Origin of the sequence: Streptomyces sp. V3I7 (assembly GCF_030817495.1) — a bacterium.
Lineage (GTDB): Bacteria > Actinomycetota > Actinomycetes > Streptomycetales > Streptomycetaceae > Streptomyces.
Map to the genome: position 1 here is coordinate 1,708,573 of NZ_JAUSZK010000001.1, position 22,471 is coordinate 1,731,043.

Here is a 22,471-nt window from a genome sequence, read left to right on the forward strand (position 1 = left end):
TTCCTGTGCTCTTTCCCGACGTTCTGCTCAGGGCTTGTAGGCGACGGGCAGGTTCGCGGCCTTGGCGCCGGTGGGCGGGACCTGGAGGGTCTTCAGCGCGAACTCCATCACCTGCTTGTAGATGGGGCCGCAGATCTGACCGCCGAAGTAGCTGCCCTTGGTGGCGTTCTGGATGGCGCAGTAGACGGTGACGCGGGGCTTGTCCGCCGGGGCGAATCCGGCGAACGAGGAGGTGTAGCCGCGGTACTTGCCCGTGGCCGGATCCACGCGGTTGGCGGTGCCCGTCTTGCCCGCGACGCGGTAGCCGGGGATGCGGGCCTTGATGCCGGTGCCCTGCTCGTCGTCGACGACGGACTCCAGCATCTGGGCGAGGGTCTTCGCCGTCTTCTCGCTGACGACCCTTGTCCTCTCCGGCTGTGGGGCGGGCGCGAAGCGGCCGTCGGCGCCGCGCGTGCCGCGCACGAGGGTCGGCGCGATACGGACACCGCCGTTGGCGATCGTCGAGTAGACGGACGCCGCCTGCATCGCGTTGATGGAGAAGCCCTGGCCGAAAGGAATCGTGTACTGCTGCGAGGTGGACCAGGTGTTCGCGGGCGCCAGGATGCCCCGGGTCTCCCCGGGGAAGCCCAGTCCCGTGTACGCGCCGATGCCGAACTTGCGCAGGTACGAGGAGAGGACCTTGTTGGCCTCCGGCTGGCTCTTTCCGAGCTGACCGGTGGCCAGGATGGTGCCGATGTTGCTCGACTTGGCGAGCACGCCGTTGAGCGTGAGGTGCCAGGTCGGATGGTCGACGTCGTCCTGGAAGAGCCGGTCGCCGCGGTGCAGCCGGTTGGGGACCACGACGTGGGTGAACGGGGTGGCCGCGTTCTCCTCCAGGACGGCCGCCATCGACATGACCTTGGCGGTCGAACCGGGCTCGAAGGCGTCCTGGAGGGCCGCGTTGCCCATGGCCAGGGGGTTCGCCTTCGAGAGGTCGTTGGGGTCGAAGCCGGGCGAGTCCGCCATGGCGAGGATCTCGCCGGTGCGGGTGTCCTGGACGATCACGTAGCCGCGGTCGGCCTTGGACTTCCTGACCTGCTCGCTGATGGCGTTCTGTGCCGCCCACTGGATGTCGCGGTCGAGGGTGAGCTCGACGTCGGCGCCGGACACGGCGGGGGTCTCGGTGGAGCCCACGGTGGGCACCTGGCGCCCGCCGGACTGGGCGTAGCGGACCTTGCCGTCCTTGCCGGACAGCTGCTTGTCCAGCTGCTGCTCGATCCCGCCGCCGCCCTTGCCCTCGGCGTTGACCCAGCCCAGCGTCCCGGCGGCGAGGTCGCCATTGGGGTACACGCGCTGGCTGCTGGGGTCGCAGAAGACGCCGGCGAGGACGTTGGCGGCGCTCTTGTCGTGCTGCGCCTTCTGGGCGAGCGCGTTCTTCAGGTCCTTGATCTGCTTCCAGACCTGCGGGGTCTGGCGTGCGGCGAGCTTGACGTAGCGTGCGTTCTTGTTGCTCGGCCGGAGCTTGTGGACCAGGTCGGCCTGCTCCTGGCCGAGGATGGGCGCGAGGAGCGCGGCGGCCCGCTCGGGGCCGTCGTCGATGCCCAGCTGCCTGCGGTTGAACATCGTCGGGTCGGCGGTGATGTCGTTGGCGTCCTCGCTGATCGCGAGGGCCACCCCGGAGCGGTCGGTGATCCCGCCGCGCTCGGCGGTGATGGTGTGGACGACATAGCGGTTCTGCTCGGCCTTGGCGGCGTACGCGCTGGCGTCGACGGCCTGCACCTGGAGCAGCCGTACGAAGAAGACGAGCAGCACCAGCGTCAGACCGAGCCCGACCATGCGCAGCCGCGGCCGCGGACTGCCGAGCCGGAGGCTGCGGGGCCCCGGGGGCCGCCCCCCGCCGGGCCGCCGCACCGGCCGCGCCCCGTTACGGGGACGGGGAGGCCGCGGAGGACGGGCCGGACCGGGCACACGGCGACGCGGCGGATTCCTGTCGGGCACTTGCGTCACCTGCCGGGAGTCGGGGTCGTGGCGAACCGGGGAGCGGTTACCGAGGCACTCCGGCCCCTGCTTCCCGCCCGACGCACACCGGAACCCACCGGCCGCCCGCCACCGCTCGCGCGGCGGAGCGGCATCGCGGGACCGGACACACGGCGGCACGGCGGACACCCGCCGCCGCTTCCGCAGCGGAGCGGCATGGCCGGACCGGGCACCCGGCGACGCGGCGGATTCCTGTCGGGCACTTGCGTCACCTGCCGGGTGTCGTGGGCGGGGTGGAGCTCGGGGCGGTGGGGGCCTGCGGGCGTGCCGACGAGGAGGCGGCGGGGGCCGGGCCGGCCGGGGGCTGCTGCGACGGGCCGGCCGGGGACTGCGTCGGCGCGGCGGACTGGGTGAGCGCCTCGGGGGCCGGCGGCTGGGACGGGCGGGGTGCGGACTGGGGGGCGGCGGGGCTGGGGGCGCCCTTGACGGAGCCGTCGGGGGCGAGGAAGGCGGGGTCACCGCCGGGCACCATGCCCAGTTCGCGGGCGCGGCGCTGGAGGGCGTCGGGCGCGGAGTAGGCGTCGATACCGCGCTGGAGGGCCTGCTCCTCGTCGGTGAGGCTCTTGGTCTGTTTCTGCAGGTCGTCGAGTTGGAACGAGCCCTCGCTGAGGGCCGAGTTCAGCACCAGCAGCCCGATGAGGCCGCCGCCGAGGAGGAGGACGACGAGGAGGACGAACGGAGTGCGCGCGGCCTGACCAGAGCCGCTCGGGAGGAGCCGCGCGAGCCGGGCGGCCCTCCCCCGCAGTTCGGGTTTCCTACGCACTTGCCCTCCGGTGAGTCCGGGGACCCGACTCGCTCACTCGGCGTCCTCCCTGATGCGCTCCACCCCACGCAGCCGCGCCGGAGCGGCCCGGCGGTTCTCGGCGATCTCTTCCTCGGTGGGAAGTTCGGCACCGCGCGTGAGCAGCTTGAGCCGGGGCTGGTAGCGCTCGGGCACGACGGGCAGCCCGGGGGGCGCGGTGGACGTGGCACCGGCCGCGAACACCTGCTTGACCAGGCGGTCCTCCAGCGACTGGTACGACAGGACGGCGATCCGCCCGCCCACGTCGAGCGCCTTCACCGCGGCAGGGATCGCCCGTTCCAGGACGGACAGCTCGCCGTTGACCTCGATGCGCAGCGCCTGGAAGGTGCGCTTGGCGGGGTTGCCGCCGGTGCGCTTGGCCGCCTGCGGCAGCGCGTCGCGGATCAGCTCCACCAGCCGGGCGCTGTTGGTGAACGGCTCCTTCTCGCGCTCGCGGACGATCGCGGCGACGATCCGCTTGGCCTGCTTCTCCTCGCCGTACGCGCGCAGGATCCGCACCAGTTCGCCCGCTGGGTAGGTGTTGAGGACCTCGGCCGCGCTGATGCCGCTCGTCTGGTCCATGCGCATGTCGAGCGGGGCGTCCTGGGCGTAGGCGAAGCCGCGGTCGGCCTCGTCGAGCTGCATGGAGGACACACCGAGGTCGAACAGAATGCCCTGCACGCGCGGGATGCCGAGCCGCTCCAGGACCTCCGGCAGCTCGTCGTAGACGGCGTGCACGAGGGTGGCCCGGTCACCGAAGGGGGCGAGCCGCTCCGCGGACAGGCGCAGGGCCTCCTTGTCGCGGTCGAGGGCGACGAGCCGGGCCTCCGGGAAGCGGGTGAGCAGGGCCTCGCTGTGACCGCCGAGGCCCAGGGTGCAGTCGACGACCACCGCTCCCGGCTGCTCCAGGGCAGGTGCCAGCAGATCCAGGCACCGCTGGAGCATCACCGGGACGTGTCGACTCTCGGTCAAGGGGGGCCTCTCAGGTCCGGCGCGGTCGTACGCACCGCCGGGTCCCCGCCCTCCCTCGGTGAAGGGGAGCTCTGCCGGCGCCGGAGGCGTCAGCCGACCGGAGCGGGGGGAGGCCGAGCCGTACGTACGCGCCGCGCACGTGGGGAGACGCACCGCGCGGGTGGCGGGGTCTCCGGGGGAATTCAGTCCAGCGGGGAGGGTCTCGCCTCCCGCTTCGCGTCACTTTAGTCCACCCTGTCGTACGGTCAATCAACCGGCCTGCGCGTCGCCCGCCCCGTCCCGAACGGCGCCGAATTTCGCCCGGAAACACCCTTTCAGCGCAGCTTTATCCACCCTGTGGGGTAGCCCACAACAGGCCGCGATGACGTTCTTTGTCCCCCCTCACAACGGGACCGGACGGCACGTGACCAGTAACGTCATGAGTATGACGACTTCTGCAGCAGTTCCCGCCGGGTCCGAGAACGCCATAACAGGCGGCAGCGCCGTAACGAACCGTCTCGTAGAGGCCAACGAGCGGTACGCGGCCGCCTTCACCGACCCGGGGATGGACGCCCGTCCCGTCCTCCAGGTCGCCGTCGTGGCGTGCATGGACGCCCGTCTCGACCTGCACGCCGCGCTCGGCCTGCAGCTCGGTGACTGCCACACCATCCGCAACGCGGGCGGTGTCGTGACCGACGACGTGATCCGCTCCCTGACGATCAGCCAGCGGGCCCTCGGCACGCGCAGCGTCGTCCTCATCCACCACACCAACTGCGGCATGGAGTCCCTCACCGAGGACTTCCGGCACGACCTGGAGATGGAGGTCGGCCAGCGTCCGTCCTGGGCCGTCGAGGCCTTCCGGGACGTCGACCAGGACGTACGGCAGTCCATGCAGCGCGTGCGCACCTCGCCGTTCCTGCTGCACACCGACGACGTGCGCGGCTTCGTGTTCGACGTCAAGACGGGTCTGCTGCGCGAGATCGACCCGGCCTCCTGACCTCGGCCCGGCCGGCCCGGCCGCCCCGGGCCGGCCGACGGCCCGAGCCGCTCCCTCTGGCCCGGAACACCCCGCCTTACCGCATCGGCGGACGGTCGAAAAGACCGCAAGACCGACATCGTGCGGGCAGTTATCCACAGGCGAGTGACACGAATCGGTAACGGCGGCAAGATTGCGGGATGAGGCGTCACGCGGAACCGTTCTCGCGTGGTGCCCGTTTTCGGGGAGGGCCGGTCCGCGCACGGAGCGACGGCCCGGGCAAGTGCGGGCCGAGGAGGGCCGGGTGACGACCTATGACGATCGAGCGAGCCTCACTGATCTGACTGCCACCGTGGAGCGGATTCGCGGGTCGGTGGAGGGAGTGATCGAGGGCAAGTCCGAGGTCGTGCGGCTTTCGCTGACCGTGTTGCTCGCCGAGGGGCATCTCCTGATCGAGGATGTCCCCGGCGTGGGCAAGACGATGCTGGCCAAGGCGCTCGCGCGGTCCATCGACTGCTCGGTGCGGCGCATCCAGTTCACGCCCGACCTGCTGCCCTCGGACATCACCGGTGTGTCCATCTGGGACCAGCAGCGTCGGGACTTCGAGTTCAAGCCGGGCGCCGTCTTCGCGCAGATCGTGATCGGCGACGAGATCAACCGCGCCTCGCCCAAGACCCAGTCCGCGCTGCTGGAGTCGCTGGAGGAGCGCCAGGTCACCATCGACGGGAAGACCTACGAACTGCCCAGCCCCTTCATGGTGGTGGCCACGCAGAACCCGGTCGAGATGGAGGGCACGTACCCGCTGCCCGAGGCCCAGCGCGACCGCTTCATGGCCCGCGTCTCCATCGGCTACCCCAGCGCGGACGCCGAGTTGCAGATGCTCGACGTCCACGGCGGGGTGAGCCCGCTGGACGACCTCCAGCCGGTGGCGCACGCGCACGAGATCGTGAAGCTGATCGAGGCGGTGCGCGGCGTGCACGTCGCGGAGTCGGTCCGGCGCTACACCGTGGACCTGGTCGCCGCGACGCGCACGCACCCGGATCTGCGGCTCGGCGCCTCCCCGCGCGCGACGCTGCATCTGCTGCGCGCGGCCAAGGCGTCGGCGGCCCTCAGCGGCCGGGACTACGCGCTGCCGGACGACGTCCAGGAGCTCGCCGTCCCGGTCCTCGCGCACCGGCTGCTGCCCACCGCGCAGGCCCAGCTCAACCGGTGCACGGCCGAGCAGATCGTCGAGGAGATCCTCCTGAACACCTCCGTGCCCGCCTCGCCGCATCAGGACAGCGGCTTCGGGCTGGGCGGCCGGGGCGCGTCCGCCCTGGGCCGGCCGTCGAGGCGGAGCATGTGATGAGCACCGGGGGGATGCATCAGCCGGAGGCCGAGCGCGGGGAGTACGGGGAGGGTGGCGGCTTCCGTGCGGCCCTGGCGGGGCTGACCACACGCGGGCGGTCCTTCTTCGCGGCCGGGGTCGCCGCCGCGATCTGCGCGTACGTCCTCGGGCAGAGCGATCTGCTCCGGGTCGGGCTCCTGCTGGCCCTGCTGCCGCTGATCTGCGTGATCGTGCTCCACCGGACCCGCTACCAGGTGGCGGCCGCCCGCCGGCTCTCCCCCGCGCGCGTGCCCGCGGCCGGCGACGCCCGGGTGCAACTGCGGATGGACAACGTCTCGCGGCTGCCCACGGGTCTGCTGATGCTCCAGGACCGGGTGCCGTACGTGCTCGGTCCGCGCCCCCGCTTCGTCCTGGACCGGGTCGAGCCCGGCGGCAGCCGCGAGGTGTCCTACCGGGTCCGTTCGGACCTGCGCGGCCGCTATCCGCTGGGCCCGCTCCAGTTGCGGCTGACCGACCCGTTCGGGATGTGCGAACTGACCCGCTCCTTCTCGGCGTACGACACCCTGACCGTCGTCCCGCGCGTGGCGGCGCTGCCGCCGGTGCGGTTCGGCGGCGAGGCGAAGGGGTACGGCGATGGGCGGCAGCGCGCGCTGGCGCTGGCCGGCGAGGACGACGTGATCCCGCGCGAGTACCGCCACGGCGATGACCTGCGCCGCGTGCACTGGCGCTCCACCGCGCGCTACGGCGAGCTGATGGTGCGCCGCGAGGAGCAGCCGCAGCGCGCCCGCTGCACGGTGCTCCTCGACACCCGGGGCGTCGCGTTCGAGGGCGCGGGCCCGGAGTCGGCCTTCGAGTGGGCGGTGTCGGGCACGGCGTCCGTCCTGGTCCACATGCTCGAACGCGGCTTCACGGTACGGCTGTTGACGGACACCGGCAGCTCGGTGCCCGGGGAGGGCGCCGAGGGGTTCTCGGGCGAGGCCACGGCGGACGCGGCCGGGCTGATGATGGACACCCTCGCCGTGGTCGACCACTCGGACGGCACCGGCCTGTCGCGCGCGTACGACGTGCTGCGCGGCGGCAACGAGGGGCTGCTGGTGGCGTTCCTCGGCAGTCTCGACGAGGAACAGGCCACGGTGGTCGCCAGGATGCGGCGGCGCAGCGGGGCCGCGGTCGCCTTCGTCCTGGACAGCGACACCTGGGTGCGCGGGGCGGCGGAGGATCAGATGCCGGACCCGGCCGCGGATCCTCTGCGTCTGCTGCGCGAGGCCGGCTGGACGGCGCTGAGCGTGCCGCGCGGTGCCGCGTTGGCCGACCTGTGGCGTCGGGCGGAGCGCGAGGGCACAGGAGTGGCCGCGGTGGGCGGCGGGGAGGCACGGAGTTGAGCGTGGGGGCGGGGTCGTGGCGGGGGCAGGAGGGGTGGGCATGAGCGGGCGTGCGCGGCTGGCGGTGTGTGCCGTGGCGGCGACGATGATGGCGGCCTGCGCCCTGTTGCCGCTGGTCTCCCCGGCGACATGGATCATCCAGGCGGCCTTCCTGCTGTCCGTGCAGGCGGGGGTGGGCGCGGCGGCCCGCCGGGTGCCGCTGGCGCGGACGCTGACGGCGGCGGCGCAGGTGCTGGTCACGCTGATGCTGCTGACCCTGTTCTTCGCGCGCGGCCACGCGATCGTCGGCGTGATCCCGGGTCCGGAGGCCCTCGGCCACTTCGGTTCCCTGTTCGTCCAGGGTGCGGACGACGTCGGCCGGTACGCGACGCCGGCGCCGCTGTCGGACGGCATCCGGCTGATGCTGCTCTGCGGTGTCCTGGTCATCGGGCTGCTGGTGGACACCCTCACGGTGTCCTTCCGCAGCGCGGCCCCCGCCGGGCTGCCGCTGCTCGCGCTGTACTCCGTCGCGGCGGGCCTGAACGGCAGCGGCGCCGACTGGCTGTGGTTCCTGGTCGCGGCGGGCGGCTATCTGATGCTGCTGCTCGCCGAGGGCCGGGACCGGCTCGCGCAGTGGGGCCGGGTCTTCGGCACGGCGCCCCGCGCTCCCGGTGATCCGGCGCCCGACGTGGCGGCCCCGGCCCGCACCGGGCGGCGCATCGGCGCGGCCGCGCTGGGCCTCGCCCTGTTCGTGCCGTTCCTCCTGCCCGCGATGCAGGGCGGCCTGCTGGGCGACGCGGGCACCGCCGGGGGTGCGGACAACGGCTCCGGCGACACGATCTCCGCGGTCAACCCGCTGGTCTCGCTGCGCGACAGCCTGAACGCGGACGAGGACCGCCAGGTGCTGTCCCTCAGGACCACGTCGACCGACATCTCGCACCTGTATCTGCGCATCGTCTCCCTGGACGACTTCGACGGCACCACCTGGAAGCCGTCCCGGCGGCGCATCACCGGCGTCCCCCATCCGTTCCCGGCCCCGGCCGGTCTGAGTCCCGCGGTCAAGCGCACGCCGGTGCGCACCTCGATCGAGGCGGCGGACTGGTACGCGCAGGACTGGCTGCCGATGCCGTACCCGCCGAGCGAGGTGAGGATCGGCGGCCGCTGGCGCTATGAGCCGGAGGGCATGACGCTGGTCGGCGACCACGGCCAGACCACGCGCGGCGCGACGTACGACGTGAGCAGCCTGACCGTGGAGCCGACCGCCGAGCAACTGGCCGACGCGCCGAACCCGTCGGCGGAGCTGGTGGACGCGTACACGCGGGTGCCGCCCTCGCTGCCGCCGGTGGTGGCCAGAACCGCCCGGCAGGTCACCGAGGGGACCCGCAGCCACTACGACCAGGCGGTCGCGCTCCAGGACTACTTCGCGGTGAACGGCGGCTTCCAGTACGACACCGAGGTGGCCGTCGGCCGGGGCCCGGGCGCGATAGCGACCTTCCTGCGCAAGAAGCAGGGCTTCTGTATCCACTATTCGTTCACGATGGCCGCGATGGCCCGCACGCTGGGCATCCCGGCCCGGGTCGCGATCGGCTTCGCGCCCGGCTCCCCGCAGCCGGACGGCACGGTGTCGGTCGGTCTGAAGGACGCGCACGCGTGGCCCGAGCTGTACTTCGAGGGCATCGGCTGGACCCGCTTCGAGCCGACTCCGACCCGGGGCGACGCGCCGGCGTACACGCAGCGGGAGGCGCCCGGGAGCAGTGTCCCGGACCCGGCCCGTCCGTCGCGGGGCGCCTCCGTGGAGCCCTCGGTGTCGGCGTCGGCGAGCGAGAGCTGTACGGCGATGCGGCGGAAGCTGGAGGAGTGCGGGGGCCCGTCGGCGCAGGTCGGGGCGGGGTCCGGCGGGAGCGGCCCGCGGTGGTGGGAGCCGGTGCTGTGGACCCTCGGCGCGCTCGCGGTCGTGGTGGTCCCGCTGCTGCCGATGCTGTGGCGCAGGAGGCTGCGGGCCGTACGGCTGGGCGCGCACGCCCGCACGGACGAGGGCGCGGCGGCCCACACGCTGGCGGTCTGGCAGGAGGTCACCGACACGGCCTGGGACGTCGGCATCCCGCCGGACGACTCGCGGACCCCGCGCAAGGCGGCCGACCGGATCGTCCGGCTCGGCCAACTGGATCCGGCGGCCGCCTCCGCCGCGCACCGGCTGGCGGACGCCGTGGAGCAGGTGCTGTACGCGCCGCGGCCGCGGCCGGTTGCCGGGCTCGCGGAGGACGCGCGCCAGGTGATCGGCGGCCTGACCGGCGCGGTCGGCGAGCGTACGCGGCTGCGCGCGCGGCTGGCCCCACGGTCGTGCGTCCGGGTGCTGTGGGCGGTGTCGGCCCGGTGGGCGTCGCTCATGGAGCGGGCGGCGGCGGCCCGGCCGGTCCTGCGCAATCCGTTCGGACAGCGCGGCTGAGAACGCCCGGCGCGCCGAGCACGACCGAGGGGTGACCACCCGGACCGGGTGGTCACCCCTCGTGCTTGTCCAGAGATGCGCTGGTGGGCGCTAGTGGCCCTGTTCGTCGCGGCGGCGCTGCCAGCGCTGCTCGATGCGGTCCATCATGGAGCGTCGCTGCCGTGCCTGACGGCGGGTGTGCGGGGTGCCCGCGGGCTGCTCGCCCGGCTTCGGAGCCTTGCGCCAGCCTGTGACGGCGAGTACCGCGCACCCCAGCATGACGAGGAAGCCCACCACGCTGACCCAGATCTGCTGCGCGACCATTCCGGCCATGAGGAGCGCGATACCCACGAGGAATCCGGCGCCTGCCTGATAGACCCGTCGCCGGGTGTGCGTGCGCAGCCCGTTTCCCTCAAGCGCTGTCGCGAACTTGGGATCTTCGGCGTACAGCGCTCGCTCCATCTGCTCGAGCATGCGCTGCTCGTGCTCCGAGAGCGGCACGGAGTCCTCCTCATCGTGCAGTCGCCGGGGCGGCGACCCGGGGGTCCCTTAAGGATAGGCAGGGAATCGCCCCCGTGAAACCCGCCCCTCTGCGCCAATTGGCCAACCAGAACCCACCACGACGGACCCGGCTCGCTGAGGCTTCCATTCCCCTGCGGCCGCCCCGTCATGCCGGGCGGTCTCCCTCGATCATACGGCGCAAACCCCTCGATCGGGGGGCGTGTGCTGTAGTCCATGTGCCGCCGAGGCCCTGATCAGGGGCGTGACGGGGGCGGTTGCTCAGTCCTGTGCAGCGCCGTGCGTCTCGCCGAGCACATGGAGCTGGGTGGCGACGGAATGGAACGCCGGGAGCTCGGCCGCCGCGGCCTCCAGCTGGAGCAGGGCGTCGAGGGCTCCGGGTTCGGTGTCCACGAGGACTCCGGGGACCAGGTCGGCGAAGACCCGCACGCCGTGCACGGCCCGGACGCTGAGCCCGGCCGCCTCGACCAGCTCGGTGAGCTGCTCGGCGGTGAAGCGGTGCGGCACGGGGTCCGCCGCGCCCCAGCGGCCCTGGGGGTCGTCGAGGGCGTGCTTGGCCTCCCGGAAGTGACCGGCCAGGGCGCGGGCGAGCACGGCGCCGCCGAGGCCGGCCGCGAGCAGGCTGAGGACGCCCTCGGGGCGCAGGGCGGCGACGGTGTTGCGGATGCCCTCGGCCGGGTCGTCGACGTACTCCAGGACGCCGTGGCACAGCACCGCGTCGTAGCTGCCGCGCTCGACCACGTCGAAGAGGCCGAGGACGTCGCCCTGGACGCCGCGCACCCGGTCGGCGACGCCGGCCTCGGCGGCCCGGCGCTCCAGCGCGAACAGCGCGTTCGGGCTGGGGTCGACGACGGTGACGCGGTGGCCGAGGTGGGCGAGGGGCACCGCGAACCTGCCGCTGCCGCCCCCGAGGTCGAGGACGTCCAGCGCGTCACGCCCCGTGGCCTTGACGCGGCGGTCCAGGGCGTCCTGGAGAACGTCCCGGACCACGGCAGTACGGAGGGAGGCGCGAGAACGGCTCGGGTCCGGCACGGCAGTTGGCTCCTCGGCGCGGCACCGCCTGCTGCCGGCGGTGCGAACGGAGTGCCTCCCCCGCCCGGCAACGGGAGCGGGAGGCTTCAGGCGTTCCCCACCCTATTGCCTCCCCCGCCGCCCCCGGTCACCACGGTGACCTGCGCCGCCCCGAGTCTCGCAGGGTGGACGGCACGGGCCGCACGAAGCGCGCCCTCCCGATCGAGCACCAGGCGCGCACCGCAGCCGTCACGCCCGACGGCCGGCCCCGACCCGTCAGGGAGAAGGCCGAGCAGGCCGGTGGGCGTCCACGTCGGTCACGCGACCGCCGGCGAGAACAGCAGGCGCCCCGCAAGGGCGGACGCGGCACTCCTGGCCGGGTCAAGGCCCGCCCTTGGCACAGCCCGCCCCGCCTACCTCCCCCTTCAGCCGCCTCCGGCCCGCCCCGGACAGCGGTCACGCGGCCGCCAGTGCGAAACAGCAGGCGCCCCGCACGGGCGGACACGGCGCTCCCCGCCGAACCGGGGCCGGCCCTTCGCACAGCCAGCCCCGCCTACCTCCCCCTTCAGCCGCCTCCGGCCCGCCCCGGACAGCGGTCACGCGGCCGCCAGTGCGAGCGGCAAGGCGCCCCGCACGGGCAGACGCGGCACTCCTGGCCGGGGCACGGCCCGCCCCCGCCCGCCTCCCCCTTCAGCCCGCGTCCGGCATGTTCCGATCGGTGGCTGAGGTGTCCGGGCGGGGTCGGGGCAGGGCCGGCGGGAGCTTCAGCAGGCGTTCGACGATGCGGACGAACATCGCCACGTCCCGTATGAGGTCGTCGGCGTCGCGGCGGCCTGCCGCGCCCTGGATGCCCGCCTCGGCGCGGGCGCGGCGGTCGGCGCCGGAGGCGAACAGGGCGCTCCACTCGGTGAGTTCGGGCGCGATCTCGGGCAGCACCTCCCAGGCGCTGCGGATGCGGGCGCGACGCCGCGGCGAGGGTTCGGGCCGGGCGCGCGCGGCGAGGACGGCGGCGGCCGTCCGCAGGGCGGCCAAGTGGGCCGTGGCGTAGCGCTCGTTGGGCGTTTCGAGGGCGGTGGCCTCGTCGAGTCCCGCGCGGGCCTGGGCGAGCAGGGAGAGGGCGGCGGGTGGGACGGCGGCCGGCCGCTGCACGGGGTGGACGTCGCTCGCCGGGTCGCCCGGCGAGGGGGCGGGGAGGGCAGGGCCGGTGGCGCTGCGCCGACGGGCGGCGGCCGCGGACGAGTTGGCCATGACGAACCTCCTGTCGTCTGGATGACGGCACCGTGGCCGTATGTGCCCATCATGAGGTATGCCACCGACAACCCGTTCTGACCTGGACTTTCTCCTCGATCGAAAGTTCGGACGGCAGCGGGGCGACCGATCGGCCCGCGTTCCGGCCGGGGCGCCCTTCCTGTGAGAATCGGGGCCATGGAAAGCAGCAGCGCCCGGCCGGGCGGCAGCACACGCCGTGAGGCCACGCGGCAGAGGCTCTACGAGGCGGCCGTCACGCTCATCGCCGAACAGGGCTTCTCCGCCACCACGGTGGACGAGATCGCCGAGCGGGCCGGGGTCGCGAAGGGGACGGTGTACTACAACTTCGCGAGCAAGTCGGTCCTCTTCGAGGAGCTGCTGCGGCACGGGGTGGGGCTCCTGGCCGCCTCCCTGCGCGAGGCCGCCGAGCGCACCGCGCGCGCGGGCGGCGACAGTACGGCCGCCCTGGACGCGATGATCCGCGCCGGGCTCGTCTTCATCGACCGCTACCCGGCCTTCACCCAGCTCTACGTCGCCGAGCTGTGGCGCACCAACCGCGCCTGGCAGTCCACGCTGATGATCGTCCGCCAGGAGGCCGTCGCCGTCGTCGAGGGCGTTCTGCACGAGGGGATGGCGAACGGCGAGCTGAGCGCGCGGACGGACGTCCAGCTGACGGCCTCCGCGCTCGTCGGCATGGTGCTGGTGGCCGCGCTGGACTGGCAGGCGTTCCAGCCGGAGCGCTCCCTGGACGACGTCCACGCGGCGCTGTCCCTGCTGCTGCACGGACGGTTCGGCGGCCGGGACTGACCCGGTTCCGCTCCGCCCGCGCGCGGGCACGGGAAAGCGCCGGTCCGCCGTGGCCGCGTCCCCCGCGGACCGCCGTCGGACCGGCGCCTTCGTGTTCCCCCGTTCCCCACCGGGCTCCGCAGCCGCACTCCCCGTGCGGACCCCCGTCGAAGCCCCTGCCGGTCGTTCCCCGCTTCCCCCGTACCCCCGTTGCCTCTCTTCCGCCGACGGCATCGGCGGAAGGAGCGGTCAAGGGCGCGAGCCGCGTTCCGCCGCCCCGTGTCGGCGGTGCCGGAGCCGCGCCCCCTTCCGTGCCTCCACTCTCCCGTTCCCGCAGGTCGCGCCCCATCCGCGCACGTACTCAACTCGCTCCCTAGGTACGGATACTCAGTTCTGCGCACGCAGGCCCAGCAGCCGGCGCCGCCGTCTGGTCCCGAGCGCGTCCGCGCTCGTACTCCCGCCCGCGCGGGGGACTGTCAGTGGTGGTGGATAAAGTCGCAGGCATGGCACGGATTGCGGTGATCGGCGCCGGGATGGGCGCGATGGCGTCCGCCGCCCGGCTGGCCGTCGCGGGCCACCGGGTGGTGGTGTACGAGCGGACGGAGACGTACGGCGGAGCGGTGCGCCGGTTCGAGCGGGACGGGTTCCGTTTCGACACCGGTCCCGGTCTGCTGCCGCTGCCCGCGGTCTACCGCGACCTGTTCGTCAAGACCGGCAAGGAGCCGCTGGAGGACTGCGTCGATCTGGTGCAGGTCGACCCGTCCTCGCACCACGTCTTCGCCGACGGTACCGAGGCCCCGCTGCCCAACGCCTCGCGCGCGGGCGTCGTCTCGGCGCTCGACGAGGCCCTCGGCTCGGGCGCCGGGCAGCGCTGGGGCGACTTCCTGGTGCGCGCCCGCGAGGCCTGGGACCGTACGCGCCGCCCCCTGCTGGAGGAGCCGCTGTGGCCGAACTGGCCGGTGCTGGCCGAGCGCGAGCCCTATCCGGCCGTCCCGCACAAGAAGCTGCTGCGCACCCGTCGCGCGGGCACGCTCGCCGAGGTCGGCGCCTGGGAGCTGCGCGACGAGCGCCTCACCGCGCTCCTGGAGGGTCACGCGCTCGCGTACGGCCTCGACCCCCGGACCACCCCGGCGAGCGCGGCCGTGCTGCCGTACATGGAGCACGCCTTCGGCACCTGGTACGTCCGCGGCGGCATACGGGAGTTGGCGCGCGCGGTGTACGAGCGCTGTCTGCGGCGCAAGGTCGAGTTCGTCTTCGGCGCCGAGGTCACCGGGATCGTCCGGGAGGACGGCCGGGCGGCGGGAGTGGAGCTGGCCGGGGGCACGGTGGCCGAGGCCGACTTCGTGGTCGCCGGTGTCGCTCCCGAAGCCCTCGACGGCGTCGTCGCGGACGCGCCCGTGCGCGGCGACGGCGAGGTGGCGCCCCAGCAGGGACGGGCGAGTCGGCTGACCGTGCTGCTGGCGCTGCGCGGCGCACGGCCGGACGGGACGCCGCACCGGACCGTGGTGCACGCCCAGGACCGCGACGCCGAGCTGGACGCTCTGTTCGGCGCCCCGGCGGCCGCCACCGCGCACCCGACCGTCACCGTGCCGCGCCCGACCGTCACCGTGCTGCGCCCGGACGACCCCTCGCTGGTCCCCGACTCCGCGCACGAGGCGGTCACCCTCGTCGCGCCGGTCCCCGCCGGGTTCGGCGAGGGCGGTCAGTCAGCGCGGCGGGCCCTCGACGCCCACGTGGAGGCCATGATCGGCGCCGCCGAGCAGGCCGTGCCCGGCCTGCGGGACCGCATCCTGTGGCAGCACACGTGCACACCCGCCGACATCGCGGAGGCGACGGGCGCGGTGGGCGGCGCAGTCCCGGCCCCAGCGCTCGCGGCCGGCGGCGGACGCCTGCTGCATCCGGCCAACTCCACCGCTCTGCCAGGGCTGTTCACCGCCGGAGGCTGGTCACACCCCGGCGGCGGCCTCCCGCACGCGGGCATGTCGGGTGCGCTGGTCGCCGGACTGATCGTGGAGGGGCCGGAGTTCAAGGGCTCCCAATGACGCCCCGGCAGCGCGGCTAGGCCGGCGACTCAGAAGCGGTACTGCTCGTCGTAGCCGTGCCCCTGCTGCTGCTGTCCGTGGCCCTGCTGCCCGTACTGCTGCTGCTCGGGCGGGAGTTCGCCGCCGTAGGCCTCGTCGGTGCGCTGCTGCGGTACCCACGTCCCGCCGCCCTGGGTCTCGCCGTAGCCGCCGGACGCGTACTGATCCTGGCCGTAGCCCTGCTGCCCGTACTGCTGCTGGCCGCCGTACGTGGAGTCGTACGAGCCCTCGCCATAGGTCTGGGCGCCGGTGTACGGGTCGTACTGCACGTACTGCTGCTGGCCGGTGGCGTCGTAGCCGTACTGCTGCTGTCCGTATCCCGAGTAGTCGTAGGCGTAGGCCTGGTCGGCGCCCTGGCCCGCGGTGGCGTAGCTCTGGTCGTGGTGCTGTCCGGCGGCCGCGTAGGCGGGGTCGGCGGAGGCGGTCGCGTACGAGCCGGTGTCGTAGATGCCGTACGAGCCGGTGTCGTCGGGCAGGGGCTGGGGCTCGTAGACGGCGGTCGCCTCGGCTGCCGCGCGGGCCGGCGTGAAGACGTCGTCCCGGTCGTAGTCGGCGGCGGCCGCAGGGGAGTTGACCTGGTCGTACGGCGCGCCGTCCTGGCCGGCGTAGCCCGGCGCGGGCGTCGCCGCCTCGTAGGCGGGACCCTCGTCGCGCGCGTCGTCGTAGGCGCCGCCCTCGTGGTCCGCCTCGTCCCGGCCGTCGTCGGCGCCGGGGCGCTTGACCGCCCAGCCCTCGGCGAAGCCGCGGCGGAACGACAGCGTGACGTAGGTCTGGCCGACCGCGAACGCTGCCGCGCCCAGCCCGATGACCACCACGGAGGGGATGAGCACACCGATCACGACACAGAGGAAACCGCCGAAGGCGAGGAGTCGCCAGCGCAGCCGCGCCTTGTACTGCAGCAGCACCTCGCCGAGCAACCACAGTGCGACGATGCCGAACGCGATATAGAGGACCGTCCAGCCCATGTACGCCCCTCTCCCAGTGACCGTTACGCAGTGTGTCGTATCCGGGTGTGGCCGGTCTAGGCCTGCGGCGGGTCGTGCAGGCCCAGGTTTTCGTAGATTTCCAGTGGTGCCGTGGAGTTGTTGAGCGTGATGAAGTGCAGCCCGGGCACACCTTCGGCCAGCAGCCGCGCGCAGAACTCCGTGGCGAACTCGATGCCAATGGAGCGTACCGAAGCCGGATCGTCCTTCGCCGCGAGGATGCGCTCCCGCAACGCGGACGGGAACGTCGCGTTGCTGAGCTGGGGCAGCCGCTCCAGCATCTTCACGCTGGTCACCGGCAGGATCTCGGGGATGACGGGTGTCTCGCACCCCGCGGCGGCGACCCGGTCGCGCAGGCGCAGATAGGACTCCGGCTGGAAGAACATCTGCGTGATGGCGTAGTCGGCGCCGGCCCGGCACTTGTCGACGAAGTGCGCGACGTCCGTATCCCAGTCGCGCGAGCGCGGGTGCATCTCCGGGAAGGCGGCGACGCCCACGCAGAAGTCGCCCGCCTCCTTGATGAGTTGGACGAGCTCGACGGCGTAGGTCAGGCCCTGGGGGTGTGCCAGCCAGTCGCCCATCGGGTCGCCGGGCGGGTCGCCGCGCACGGCGAGCATGTTGCGGATGCCCGCGTCCGCGTACTGGCCGATGATGTTGCGGAGTTCGGCCACGGAGTGGTTGACCGCGGTGAGGTGGGCGACCGGGGTGAGCGTCGTGTCGACGACGATCTGCTGGGTCTCCTTGACCGTGGTCGCGCGCGTGGTGCCGCCTGCGCCGTACGTCACGGAGACGAAGTCGGGGGCCACCGCCTCGACCCTGCGAAGCGCCGCCCACAGGTTCTTCTCACCTTTGGGGGTCTTCGGCGCGTAGAACTCGAACGAATACGTCGTCTTGCCGGTCCCCAGGATGTCGCGCACGGTGCGTGCGCGGTCGGTCCTGGTGGATGCGGTTCCGAGGGCCATACCCGCAGGTTAGTCAGGGGTGGGCGGTGTCCCAACCGGGCACGGGAAAATGGCACGAATTGCCGACTTCTTGTCCACCCCTTGGACAGCTCCGCGCTACCGCTACCGCTACCGCTGCCGCAGTCGCTTCGCGAAGTCGGCCGCGGCGGCGCCCGGGTCGTCCGCCTCGGTGAGCGCGCGGACGACGACGACGCGGCGGGCGCCCGCGTCGAGTACCTCGTCGAGGTTGCCGAGGTCGATGCCGCCGATCGCGAACCAGGGGCGGTCCGTGCCCAGCGCGGCCGTGTGCCGGACCAGGTCGAGGCCGGGGGCCGGGCGGCCGGGCTTGGTGGGGGTCGGCCAGCAGGGGCCGGTGCAGAAGTAGTCCACGCCCTCCTGGACGGCGGCCGCGGAGGCCTCGGCCTCGGTGTGCGTGGAGCGGCCGATGAGGACGTCGTCGCCGAGGATCGCGCGGGCCGCGGGGACCGGCAGGTCGCCCTGGCCGAGGTGGAGGACGTCGGCGGAGGCGGCGTGGGCGACGTCCGCGCGGTCGTTGACCGCGAGCAGCTTGCCGTGCCGGGCGCAGGCGTCGGCGAGGACCTCCAGGTACTCCAGCTCCTCGGCGGCCTCCATGCCCTTGTCGCGCAGCTGCACGATGTCGACACCGCCGGCCAGGACGGCGTCCAGGAACTCGGCCAGGTCGCCCTGGCGCCTGCGGGCGTCCGTGCACAGGTAGAGACGGGCGTCGGCGAGCTGGGCACGGGCGGTGGTCGTGGTGTCGGGCATGGCGGAACGTCCCCCCGGGGTCGGTGCGTGGTGGGTGGCCGAGCGGTGACCCGTGGCCATGAGGAAAGACCCTAGGTCACCGCCCGGCCGGGGACGGAGCGTGCCCGCCCCCGGCCGCCGCACCTGTGCGTGGTGTCGGTGTACGGGTCAGACGGCGAGCGCCTGGGCGCGGCGCTTCACCTCGGTGCCGCGGTTCTCGCTCAGGGCCTGGGCGGGGGTTCCGGGCAGGGACGGGTCGGGGGTGAAGAGCCACTCCAGCATCTCTTCGTCGGTGAAGCCGTCGTCCCGCAGGAGCGTCAGGGTGCCGGTCAGGCCCTTGACGACCTTGTCCCCGTCGATGAAGGCGGCGGGGACGTGCAGTGCCCGGTTCTCACCACGGCGTACGGCGATGAGCTGGCCCTCCTTGACCAGCTGCCGCACGCGCGTCACCTCGACACCGAGCATCTCGGCGATCTCGGGGAGGTTGAGCCAGGCAGGGACGAGAGCATCGATCTTTGCGTCAATCTCGGTCACGGAAACAGCGTGCCATCCCGGACTGACAGTCGGAAGTCGGGCCGGTCCAACTCGGGACATTTCTGGTCATCTCATGGCTTCCTTCGGCCGACCAGGCCACGGGCTCCCCGAAGCGACCGCTCAGAGCGTGGCCGCCTTCAGGGGCCGGGCGTGGTCCGCCAGCAGCTCCGGATCCATCGGCGCGCCGCTCTCGATGAGCCGCCGCCCCTGGGCCAGGTCACGCGGCCGGCCCACCGCCAGCAGGGCGACCAGCCGGCCCTCGCACAGCCAGCAGACGGACCAGGCCGGGCCGACGGGGTCGCCGCGCCAGACCAGCGTGTCGGCCGACGCGTGGTGGCCGGCGTACTGGACGAAGCGGCCGAACTGCTCGGACCAGAAGTACGGCACCGGGTCGTAGACGGCGTCGGTCTCGCCCATGACGGTCGCCGCGACCGTGCGTGGCCCCTGCAGGGCGTTGTCCCAGTGGTGCACCAGGAGCCGCTCGCCGTACCGGTGCGAGGGGAAGGAGGCGCAGTCGCCGACGGCGTACACGTCCGGGGCGGAGGTGCGCAGCCGGTCGTCGGCGACGACCTCGCCGTGCGCGCCGAGTTCGATGCCGGAGCCGGCCAGCCAGGCCGTGGCGGGGCGCGCGCCGATGCCGACGACGACGGCGCCCGCGGGCAGCCGCGCGCCGTCGTCGAGGACGACCGCGCCCTCCTCGACGCGCTCCACGCGCGCGTGGGTGCGCAGGGTGGCGCCACTGTCGGCGTACCAGGCGGTCATCGGCGCGGTCACCTCGGCGGGCAGCGCCTCGGCGAGCGGGCGGTCGGCGGCCTCGACGACGGTGACCGCGCAGCCCGCCTCGCGGGCCGCCGTCGCGAACTCGGCGCCGATCCAGCCGGCGCCGACGACCACGATGTCGTGCTGCCGGGCGAGCACGGGCCGCAGCCGCTCGGCGTCGTCGAGGGTGCGCAGCAGATGGACACCGGGGACGCCCTCCGAGCCGGGCAGGCTGATGGGTGCGGCGCCGGTCGCGAGGACGAGGACGTCGTACGGGACGGGTCCCGCCTCGGTGTCCAGTTCGTGGTCGGCTGGGCGCACGCCCAACGCCTCGCGGCCCAGCAGGAGTTCGATGCCGAGTCCCTCGAAGTCCACGTCGAGGGCCGAGCCCTCCGCCTTGCCGAGCAGGACGGCCTTGGACAGCGGCGGCCGGTCGTACGGCTGGTGCGGCTCCGCCCCGATGAGCGTCACGATGCCGGTGAAGCCCCGTTCGCGCAGGGCGACCGCGGTCTGCACCCCCGCCATCCCCGCCCCGACGACGACCACGCGCCGTCCCTGTGCCGTGTCCGCGTCCCGCGTCTCGTCGCTCACTCGATCACCATAGACAATCCGGATTCCCTCGGTCAGGGGGCGAGCGAGGGCCGGGGGACGTGCTGGCAGGCCTGCGCGGCCGCGGGCTAGGGTGGCGGGGACAACGCACTCGCGGGAGCCCGGACGCACCGGGCTGAGAGGGAGGCTGACGCGGCCTCCGACCGTACGAACCTGATCCGGGTCATGCCGGCGAAGGGAGGGGCTGGACGCCCATGTCGTCACGTACGTCCGACGTGCTCGTCGTCGGAGGCGGGATCATCGGTCTGGTCACGGCCTGGCGTGCCGCGCAGCGCGGCGTGGCCACGGCCGTGGTGGACCCCGGCCCCGGCGGAGGGGCCGCCCAGGTCGCCGCCGGGATGCTGGCCGCGGTCACGGAACTGCACTACGGCGAGCAGACCCTGCTGGCCCTGAACCTGGAATCGGCCCGCCGCTACCCCGACTTCGCCGCCGAGCTCACCGAGCTGACCGGCCTCGGCCTCGGCTACCGCCGGTGCGGCACGCTCGCGGTCGCGCTGGACTCCGACGACCGGGCCCACCTGCGTGAACTGCACGCGCTGCAACAGCGCTCGGGCCTGGAGTCGGTGTGGCTGACCGGCCGGGAGTGCCGGCGCCTGGAGCCGATGCTCGCGCCGGGCGTGCGCGGCGGGCTGCGCGTCGACGGCGACCACCAGATCGACCCGCGCCGGCTGGCCGCGGCCCTGGTCGCCGCCTGCGAGCGCACCGGAGTGGTCTTCCACCGCACGCGCGCCGAGCGCCTCGACGTCATCGGGGACCGGGTCACCGGCGTCACCACGGCGGACGGCACCGCGCTGGCCGCCGGGCAGGTCGTGCTCGCGGCCGGCAGCCTGAGCGGCGAGCTGGCGGGCGTACCGGACGACGTAAGGCCGCCGGTGCGCCCCGTGAAGGGGCAGGTGCTGCGGCTGACCGTGCCGAAGCGGTACGCGCCGTTCCTCAGCCGCACCGTGCGGGCCGTGGTCCGCGGCGGCCAGGTCTATCTGGTGCCGCGCGAGAACGGCGAGCTGGTCGTCGGCGCGACGAGCGAGGAGCTGGGCTGGGACACGACGGTGACCGCGGGCGGCGTGTACGAGCTGCTGCGCGACGCCCACGAGCTCGTGCCCGGCATCACCGAGCTGCCGCTGACCGAGACGCGCGCGGGGCTGCGTCCCGGCTCCCCCGACAACGCGCCGCTGCTCGGCCCGACCGCCCTCGACGGACTGCTGCTGGCCACCGGCCACTTCCGCAACGGCGTCCTGCTCACGCCCGTCACCGGCGACGTCATGGCCCACGTCCTCGCCACCGGCGACCTCCCCCCGGAGGCGCGCCCCTTCACGCCGCGGCGCTTCGACGCCGCCCTCACCCCTGTCTCGCCTGTCTCGTCTGTCTCGGAGCAGCCCGCATGAGCACGCCCGTCACCATCTCCGTCAACGGGCAGCGCCGCGAGGTCGCGCCCGGCACCGTGCTGGACGCGCTGGTGCGGAGCCTCACCGCGGCGCCCGCCGGAGTGGCCGCCGCTCTCAACGAGACGGTGGTCCCGCGCGCGGAGTGGCCGTCGACGGCCCTCGCCGAGGGAGACCGCGTCGAAGTCCTCACCGCCGTCCAAGGAGGCTGACCCATGGCCGACGATCCCTTCGTCCTCGGCGGTACGTCCTTCACGTCCCGCCTGATCATGGGCACCGGCGGTGCGCCGAGCCTCGACGTGCTGGAGCGGGCGCTGGTCGCCTCCGGCACCGAGCTGACGACCGTGGCGATGCGCCGGGTCGATCCGGGGGTGCACGGCTCCGTGCTGTCGGTCCTGGAGCGGCTCGGCATCCGGGTGCTGCCCAACACGGCCGGCTGCTTCACCGCCGGCGAGGCCGTGCTGACGGCCCGGCTGGCGCGGGAGGCGCTGGGCACCGACCTGGTCAAGCTGGAGGTCATCGCCGACGAGCGCACCCTGCTGCCGGACCCGATCGAGCTGCTGGACGCCGCCGAGACGCTGGTCGACGACGGGTTCACGGTGCTGCCGTACACCAACGACGACCCGGTCCTCGCGCGCAAGCTGGAGGACGTGGGCTGCGCGGCGATCATGCCGCTCGGCTCGCCGATCGGCTCCGGTCTCGGCATCCGCAACCCGCACAACTTCCAGCTGATCGTCGAGCACGCGCGCGTGCCGGTGATCCTGGACGCGGGGGCCGGTACGGCGTCCGACGTGGCGCTGGCGATGGAGCTGGGGTGCGCGGGTGTGATGCTCGCCTCGGCCGTCACGCGCGCGCAGGAGCCGGTGCTGATGGCGGAGGCGATGCGGCAGGCGGTCAGCGCGGGCCGGCTGGCCCTGCGGGCCGGGCGCATCCCCCGCAGGCACTTCGCGGAGGCGTCGTCGCCCACCGAGGGACTCGCCCGTCTGGACCCGGAACGCCCGGCGTTCTAGTCCGTTCGG

20 protein-coding genes and 1 riboswitch are annotated in these 22,471 nt (G+C 73.6%); of the genes, 9 read left to right on the forward strand and 11 right to left on the reverse strand.

What is annotated here, in order from left to right; genetic code table 11:
- Positions 1-27: 27 nt before the first annotated feature.
- From QFZ74_RS08085 to rsmH, 3 genes are all read right to left on the reverse strand, one after another.
- Positions 28-1,977, reverse strand: coding sequence for a penicillin-binding protein 2 (locus tag QFZ74_RS08085; RefSeq protein WP_307620105.1), 1,950 nt, complete (start codon positions 1,975-1,977; stop codon positions 28-30).
- Between the two features lie 247 nt (positions 1,978-2,224).
- On the reverse strand, positions 2,225-2,779 hold the full coding sequence (locus QFZ74_RS08090; protein ID WP_307620106.1) for a septum formation initiator family protein: 555 nt from the start codon (positions 2,777-2,779) through the stop codon (positions 2,225-2,227).
- A gap of 33 nt (positions 2,780-2,812) precedes the next feature.
- Positions 2,813-3,769 (reverse strand): 16S rRNA (cytosine(1402)-N(4))-methyltransferase RsmH, encoded by a 957-nt coding sequence (rsmH, locus tag QFZ74_RS08095; protein ID WP_307620107.1) that lies wholly within the window; start codon positions 3,767-3,769, stop codon positions 2,813-2,815.
- A gap of 424 nt (positions 3,770-4,193) precedes the next feature.
- On the opposite strand from rsmH, the gene QFZ74_RS08100 reads away from it, so the two are divergent.
- The 4 genes from QFZ74_RS08100 to QFZ74_RS08115 all read left to right on the forward strand — a co-directional run bounded on the left by QFZ74_RS08100 (position 4,194) and on the right by QFZ74_RS08115 (position 9,858).
- Positions 4,194-4,745: a carbonic anhydrase gene (locus QFZ74_RS08100; protein ID WP_307620108.1), complete on the forward strand. Its 552-nt coding sequence runs from the start codon at positions 4,194-4,196 to the stop codon at positions 4,743-4,745.
- Between the two features lie 283 nt (positions 4,746-5,028).
- Complete coding sequence (locus tag QFZ74_RS08105; protein WP_307620109.1) at positions 5,029-6,069, forward strand: MoxR family ATPase; 1,041 nt, start codon at positions 5,029-5,031, stop codon at positions 6,067-6,069.
- The gene (locus tag QFZ74_RS08110) at positions 6,069-7,433 is read left to right on the forward strand and encodes a DUF58 domain-containing protein (RefSeq protein WP_307620110.1); all 1,365 of its coding nucleotides are present in this window, start codon (positions 6,069-6,071) and stop codon (positions 7,431-7,433) included. The genes QFZ74_RS08105 and QFZ74_RS08110 overlap by 1 nt, the downstream gene beginning before the upstream one ends.
- A gap of 40 nt (positions 7,434-7,473) precedes the next feature.
- Positions 7,474-9,858 carry a DUF3488 and transglutaminase-like domain-containing protein gene (locus QFZ74_RS08115; RefSeq protein WP_307620111.1) on the forward strand — a complete coding sequence of 795 codons (2,385 nt, stop codon included), beginning with the start codon at positions 7,474-7,476 and terminating at the stop codon, positions 9,856-9,858.
- A 90-nt stretch (positions 9,859-9,948) separates the two neighbouring features.
- Here the strand turns inward: QFZ74_RS08115 and QFZ74_RS08120 are convergent, their stop codons facing one another.
- From QFZ74_RS08120 to QFZ74_RS08130, 3 genes are all read right to left on the reverse strand, one after another.
- Positions 9,949-10,338 (reverse strand): DUF3040 domain-containing protein, encoded by a 390-nt coding sequence (locus tag QFZ74_RS08120; RefSeq protein WP_307620112.1) that lies wholly within the window; start codon positions 10,336-10,338, stop codon positions 9,949-9,951.
- A 279-nt stretch (positions 10,339-10,617) separates the two neighbouring features.
- Positions 10,618-11,388 carry a bifunctional 2-polyprenyl-6-hydroxyphenol methylase/3-demethylubiquinol 3-O-methyltransferase UbiG gene (locus QFZ74_RS08125; protein ID WP_307620113.1) on the reverse strand — a complete coding sequence of 257 codons (771 nt, stop codon included), beginning with the start codon at positions 11,386-11,388 and terminating at the stop codon, positions 10,618-10,620.
- 669 nt (positions 11,389-12,057) lie between these two features.
- Positions 12,058-12,615 (reverse strand): SAV_6107 family HEPN domain-containing protein, encoded by a 558-nt coding sequence (locus tag QFZ74_RS08130; protein WP_307620114.1) that lies wholly within the window; start codon positions 12,613-12,615, stop codon positions 12,058-12,060.
- Positions 12,616-12,792: 177 nt separating this feature from the next.
- On the opposite strand from QFZ74_RS08130, the gene QFZ74_RS08135 reads away from it, so the two are divergent.
- Positions 12,793-13,422: a TetR/AcrR family transcriptional regulator gene (locus QFZ74_RS08135; protein WP_307620115.1), complete on the forward strand. Its 630-nt coding sequence runs from the start codon at positions 12,793-12,795 to the stop codon at positions 13,420-13,422.
- Between the two features lie 482 nt (positions 13,423-13,904).
- Positions 13,905-15,443, forward strand: a complete 1,539-nt coding sequence (locus QFZ74_RS08140) for an NAD(P)/FAD-dependent oxidoreductase (RefSeq protein ID WP_307620116.1) — start codon at positions 13,905-13,907, stop codon at positions 15,441-15,443.
- Positions 15,444-15,472: 29 nt separating this feature from the next.
- Here the strand turns inward: QFZ74_RS08140 and QFZ74_RS08145 are convergent, their stop codons facing one another.
- From QFZ74_RS08145 to QFZ74_RS08165, 5 genes are all read right to left on the reverse strand, one after another.
- Positions 15,473-16,447, reverse strand: coding sequence for a hypothetical protein (locus QFZ74_RS08145; RefSeq protein ID WP_307620117.1), 975 nt, complete (start codon positions 16,445-16,447; stop codon positions 15,473-15,475).
- Positions 16,448-16,503: 56 nt separating this feature from the next.
- Positions 16,504-17,427, reverse strand: a complete 924-nt coding sequence (metF, locus tag QFZ74_RS08150) for a methylenetetrahydrofolate reductase [NAD(P)H] (protein WP_307620118.1) — start codon at positions 17,425-17,427, stop codon at positions 16,504-16,506.
- 108 nt (positions 17,428-17,535) lie between these two features.
- Positions 17,536-18,192 carry a thiamine phosphate synthase gene (thiE, locus tag QFZ74_RS08155; RefSeq protein WP_307620119.1) on the reverse strand — a complete coding sequence of 219 codons (657 nt, stop codon included), beginning with the start codon at positions 18,190-18,192 and terminating at the stop codon, positions 17,536-17,538.
- Between the two features lie 147 nt (positions 18,193-18,339).
- On the reverse strand, positions 18,340-18,705 hold the full coding sequence (locus tag QFZ74_RS08160; RefSeq protein ID WP_307620120.1) for an Rv2175c family DNA-binding protein: 366 nt from the start codon (positions 18,703-18,705) through the stop codon (positions 18,340-18,342).
- Positions 18,706-18,825: 120 nt separating this feature from the next.
- A complete protein-coding gene (locus tag QFZ74_RS08165) occupies positions 18,826-19,989 on the reverse strand; it encodes an NAD(P)/FAD-dependent oxidoreductase (protein ID WP_373462471.1) in 1,164 nt (387 codons plus the stop codon).
- A gap of 167 nt (positions 19,990-20,156) precedes the next feature.
- Positions 20,157-20,270, forward strand: a riboswitch (TPP riboswitch).
- On the opposite strand from QFZ74_RS08165, the gene thiO reads away from it, so the two are divergent.
- The 3 genes from thiO to QFZ74_RS08180 all read left to right on the forward strand — a co-directional run bounded on the left by thiO (position 20,268) and on the right by QFZ74_RS08180 (position 22,462).
- The gene (gene thiO / locus QFZ74_RS08170) at positions 20,268-21,455 is read left to right on the forward strand and encodes a glycine oxidase ThiO (RefSeq protein WP_307620122.1); all 1,188 of its coding nucleotides are present in this window, start codon (positions 20,268-20,270) and stop codon (positions 21,453-21,455) included. It overlaps the preceding riboswitch by 3 nt.
- Positions 21,452-21,664 carry a sulfur carrier protein ThiS gene (gene thiS, locus QFZ74_RS08175; protein WP_307620123.1) on the forward strand — a complete coding sequence of 71 codons (213 nt, stop codon included), beginning with the start codon at positions 21,452-21,454 and terminating at the stop codon, positions 21,662-21,664. Before thiO ends, thiS begins: the two co-directional genes overlap by 4 nt.
- Before the next feature lie 3 nt (positions 21,665-21,667).
- Entirely contained in the window at positions 21,668-22,462 is a 795-nt protein-coding gene (locus tag QFZ74_RS08180) for a thiazole synthase (RefSeq protein ID WP_307620124.1), read from the forward strand.
- Positions 22,463-22,471 lie beyond the last annotated feature (9 nt).

Excerpts from the sequence above, each read along its gene's own strand:
- thiE (WP_307620119.1), bottom strand. The coding sequence starts at position 18,192 with ATGCCCGACACCACGACCACCGCCCGTGCCCAGCTCGCCGACGCCCGT.
- QFZ74_RS08100 (WP_307620108.1), top strand. The coding sequence starts at position 4,194 with ATGACGACTTCTGCAGCAGTTCCCGCCGGGTCCGAGAACGCCATAACA.
- QFZ74_RS08110 (WP_307620110.1), top strand. The coding sequence starts at position 6,069 with ATGAGCACCGGGGGGATGCATCAGCCGGAGGCCGAGCGCGGGGAGTAC.
- QFZ74_RS08140 (WP_307620116.1), top strand. The coding sequence starts at position 13,905 with ATGGCACGGATTGCGGTGATCGGCGCCGGGATGGGCGCGATGGCGTCC.
- QFZ74_RS08145 (WP_307620117.1), bottom strand. The coding sequence starts at position 16,447 with ATGGGCTGGACGGTCCTCTATATCGCGTTCGGCATCGTCGCACTGTGG.
- thiO (WP_307620122.1), top strand. The coding sequence starts at position 20,268 with ATGTCGTCACGTACGTCCGACGTGCTCGTCGTCGGAGGCGGGATCATC.
- metF (WP_307620118.1), bottom strand. The coding sequence starts at position 17,427 with ATGGCCCTCGGAACCGCATCCACCAGGACCGACCGCGCACGCACCGTG.
- QFZ74_RS08180 (WP_307620124.1), top strand. The coding sequence starts at position 21,668 with ATGGCCGACGATCCCTTCGTCCTCGGCGGTACGTCCTTCACGTCCCGC.
- QFZ74_RS08115 (WP_307620111.1), top strand. The coding sequence starts at position 7,474 with ATGAGCGGGCGTGCGCGGCTGGCGGTGTGTGCCGTGGCGGCGACGATG.
- QFZ74_RS08165 (WP_373462471.1), bottom strand. The coding sequence starts at position 19,989 with ATGGCGGGGGTGCAGACCGCGGTCGCCCTGCGCGAACGGGGCTTCACC.
- QFZ74_RS08135 (WP_307620115.1), top strand. The coding sequence starts at position 12,793 with ATGGAAAGCAGCAGCGCCCGGCCGGGCGGCAGCACACGCCGTGAGGCC.
- QFZ74_RS08130 (WP_307620114.1), bottom strand. The coding sequence starts at position 12,615 with ATGGCCAACTCGTCCGCGGCCGCCGCCCGTCGGCGCAGCGCCACCGGC.
- thiS (WP_307620123.1), top strand. The coding sequence starts at position 21,452 with ATGAGCACGCCCGTCACCATCTCCGTCAACGGGCAGCGCCGCGAGGTC.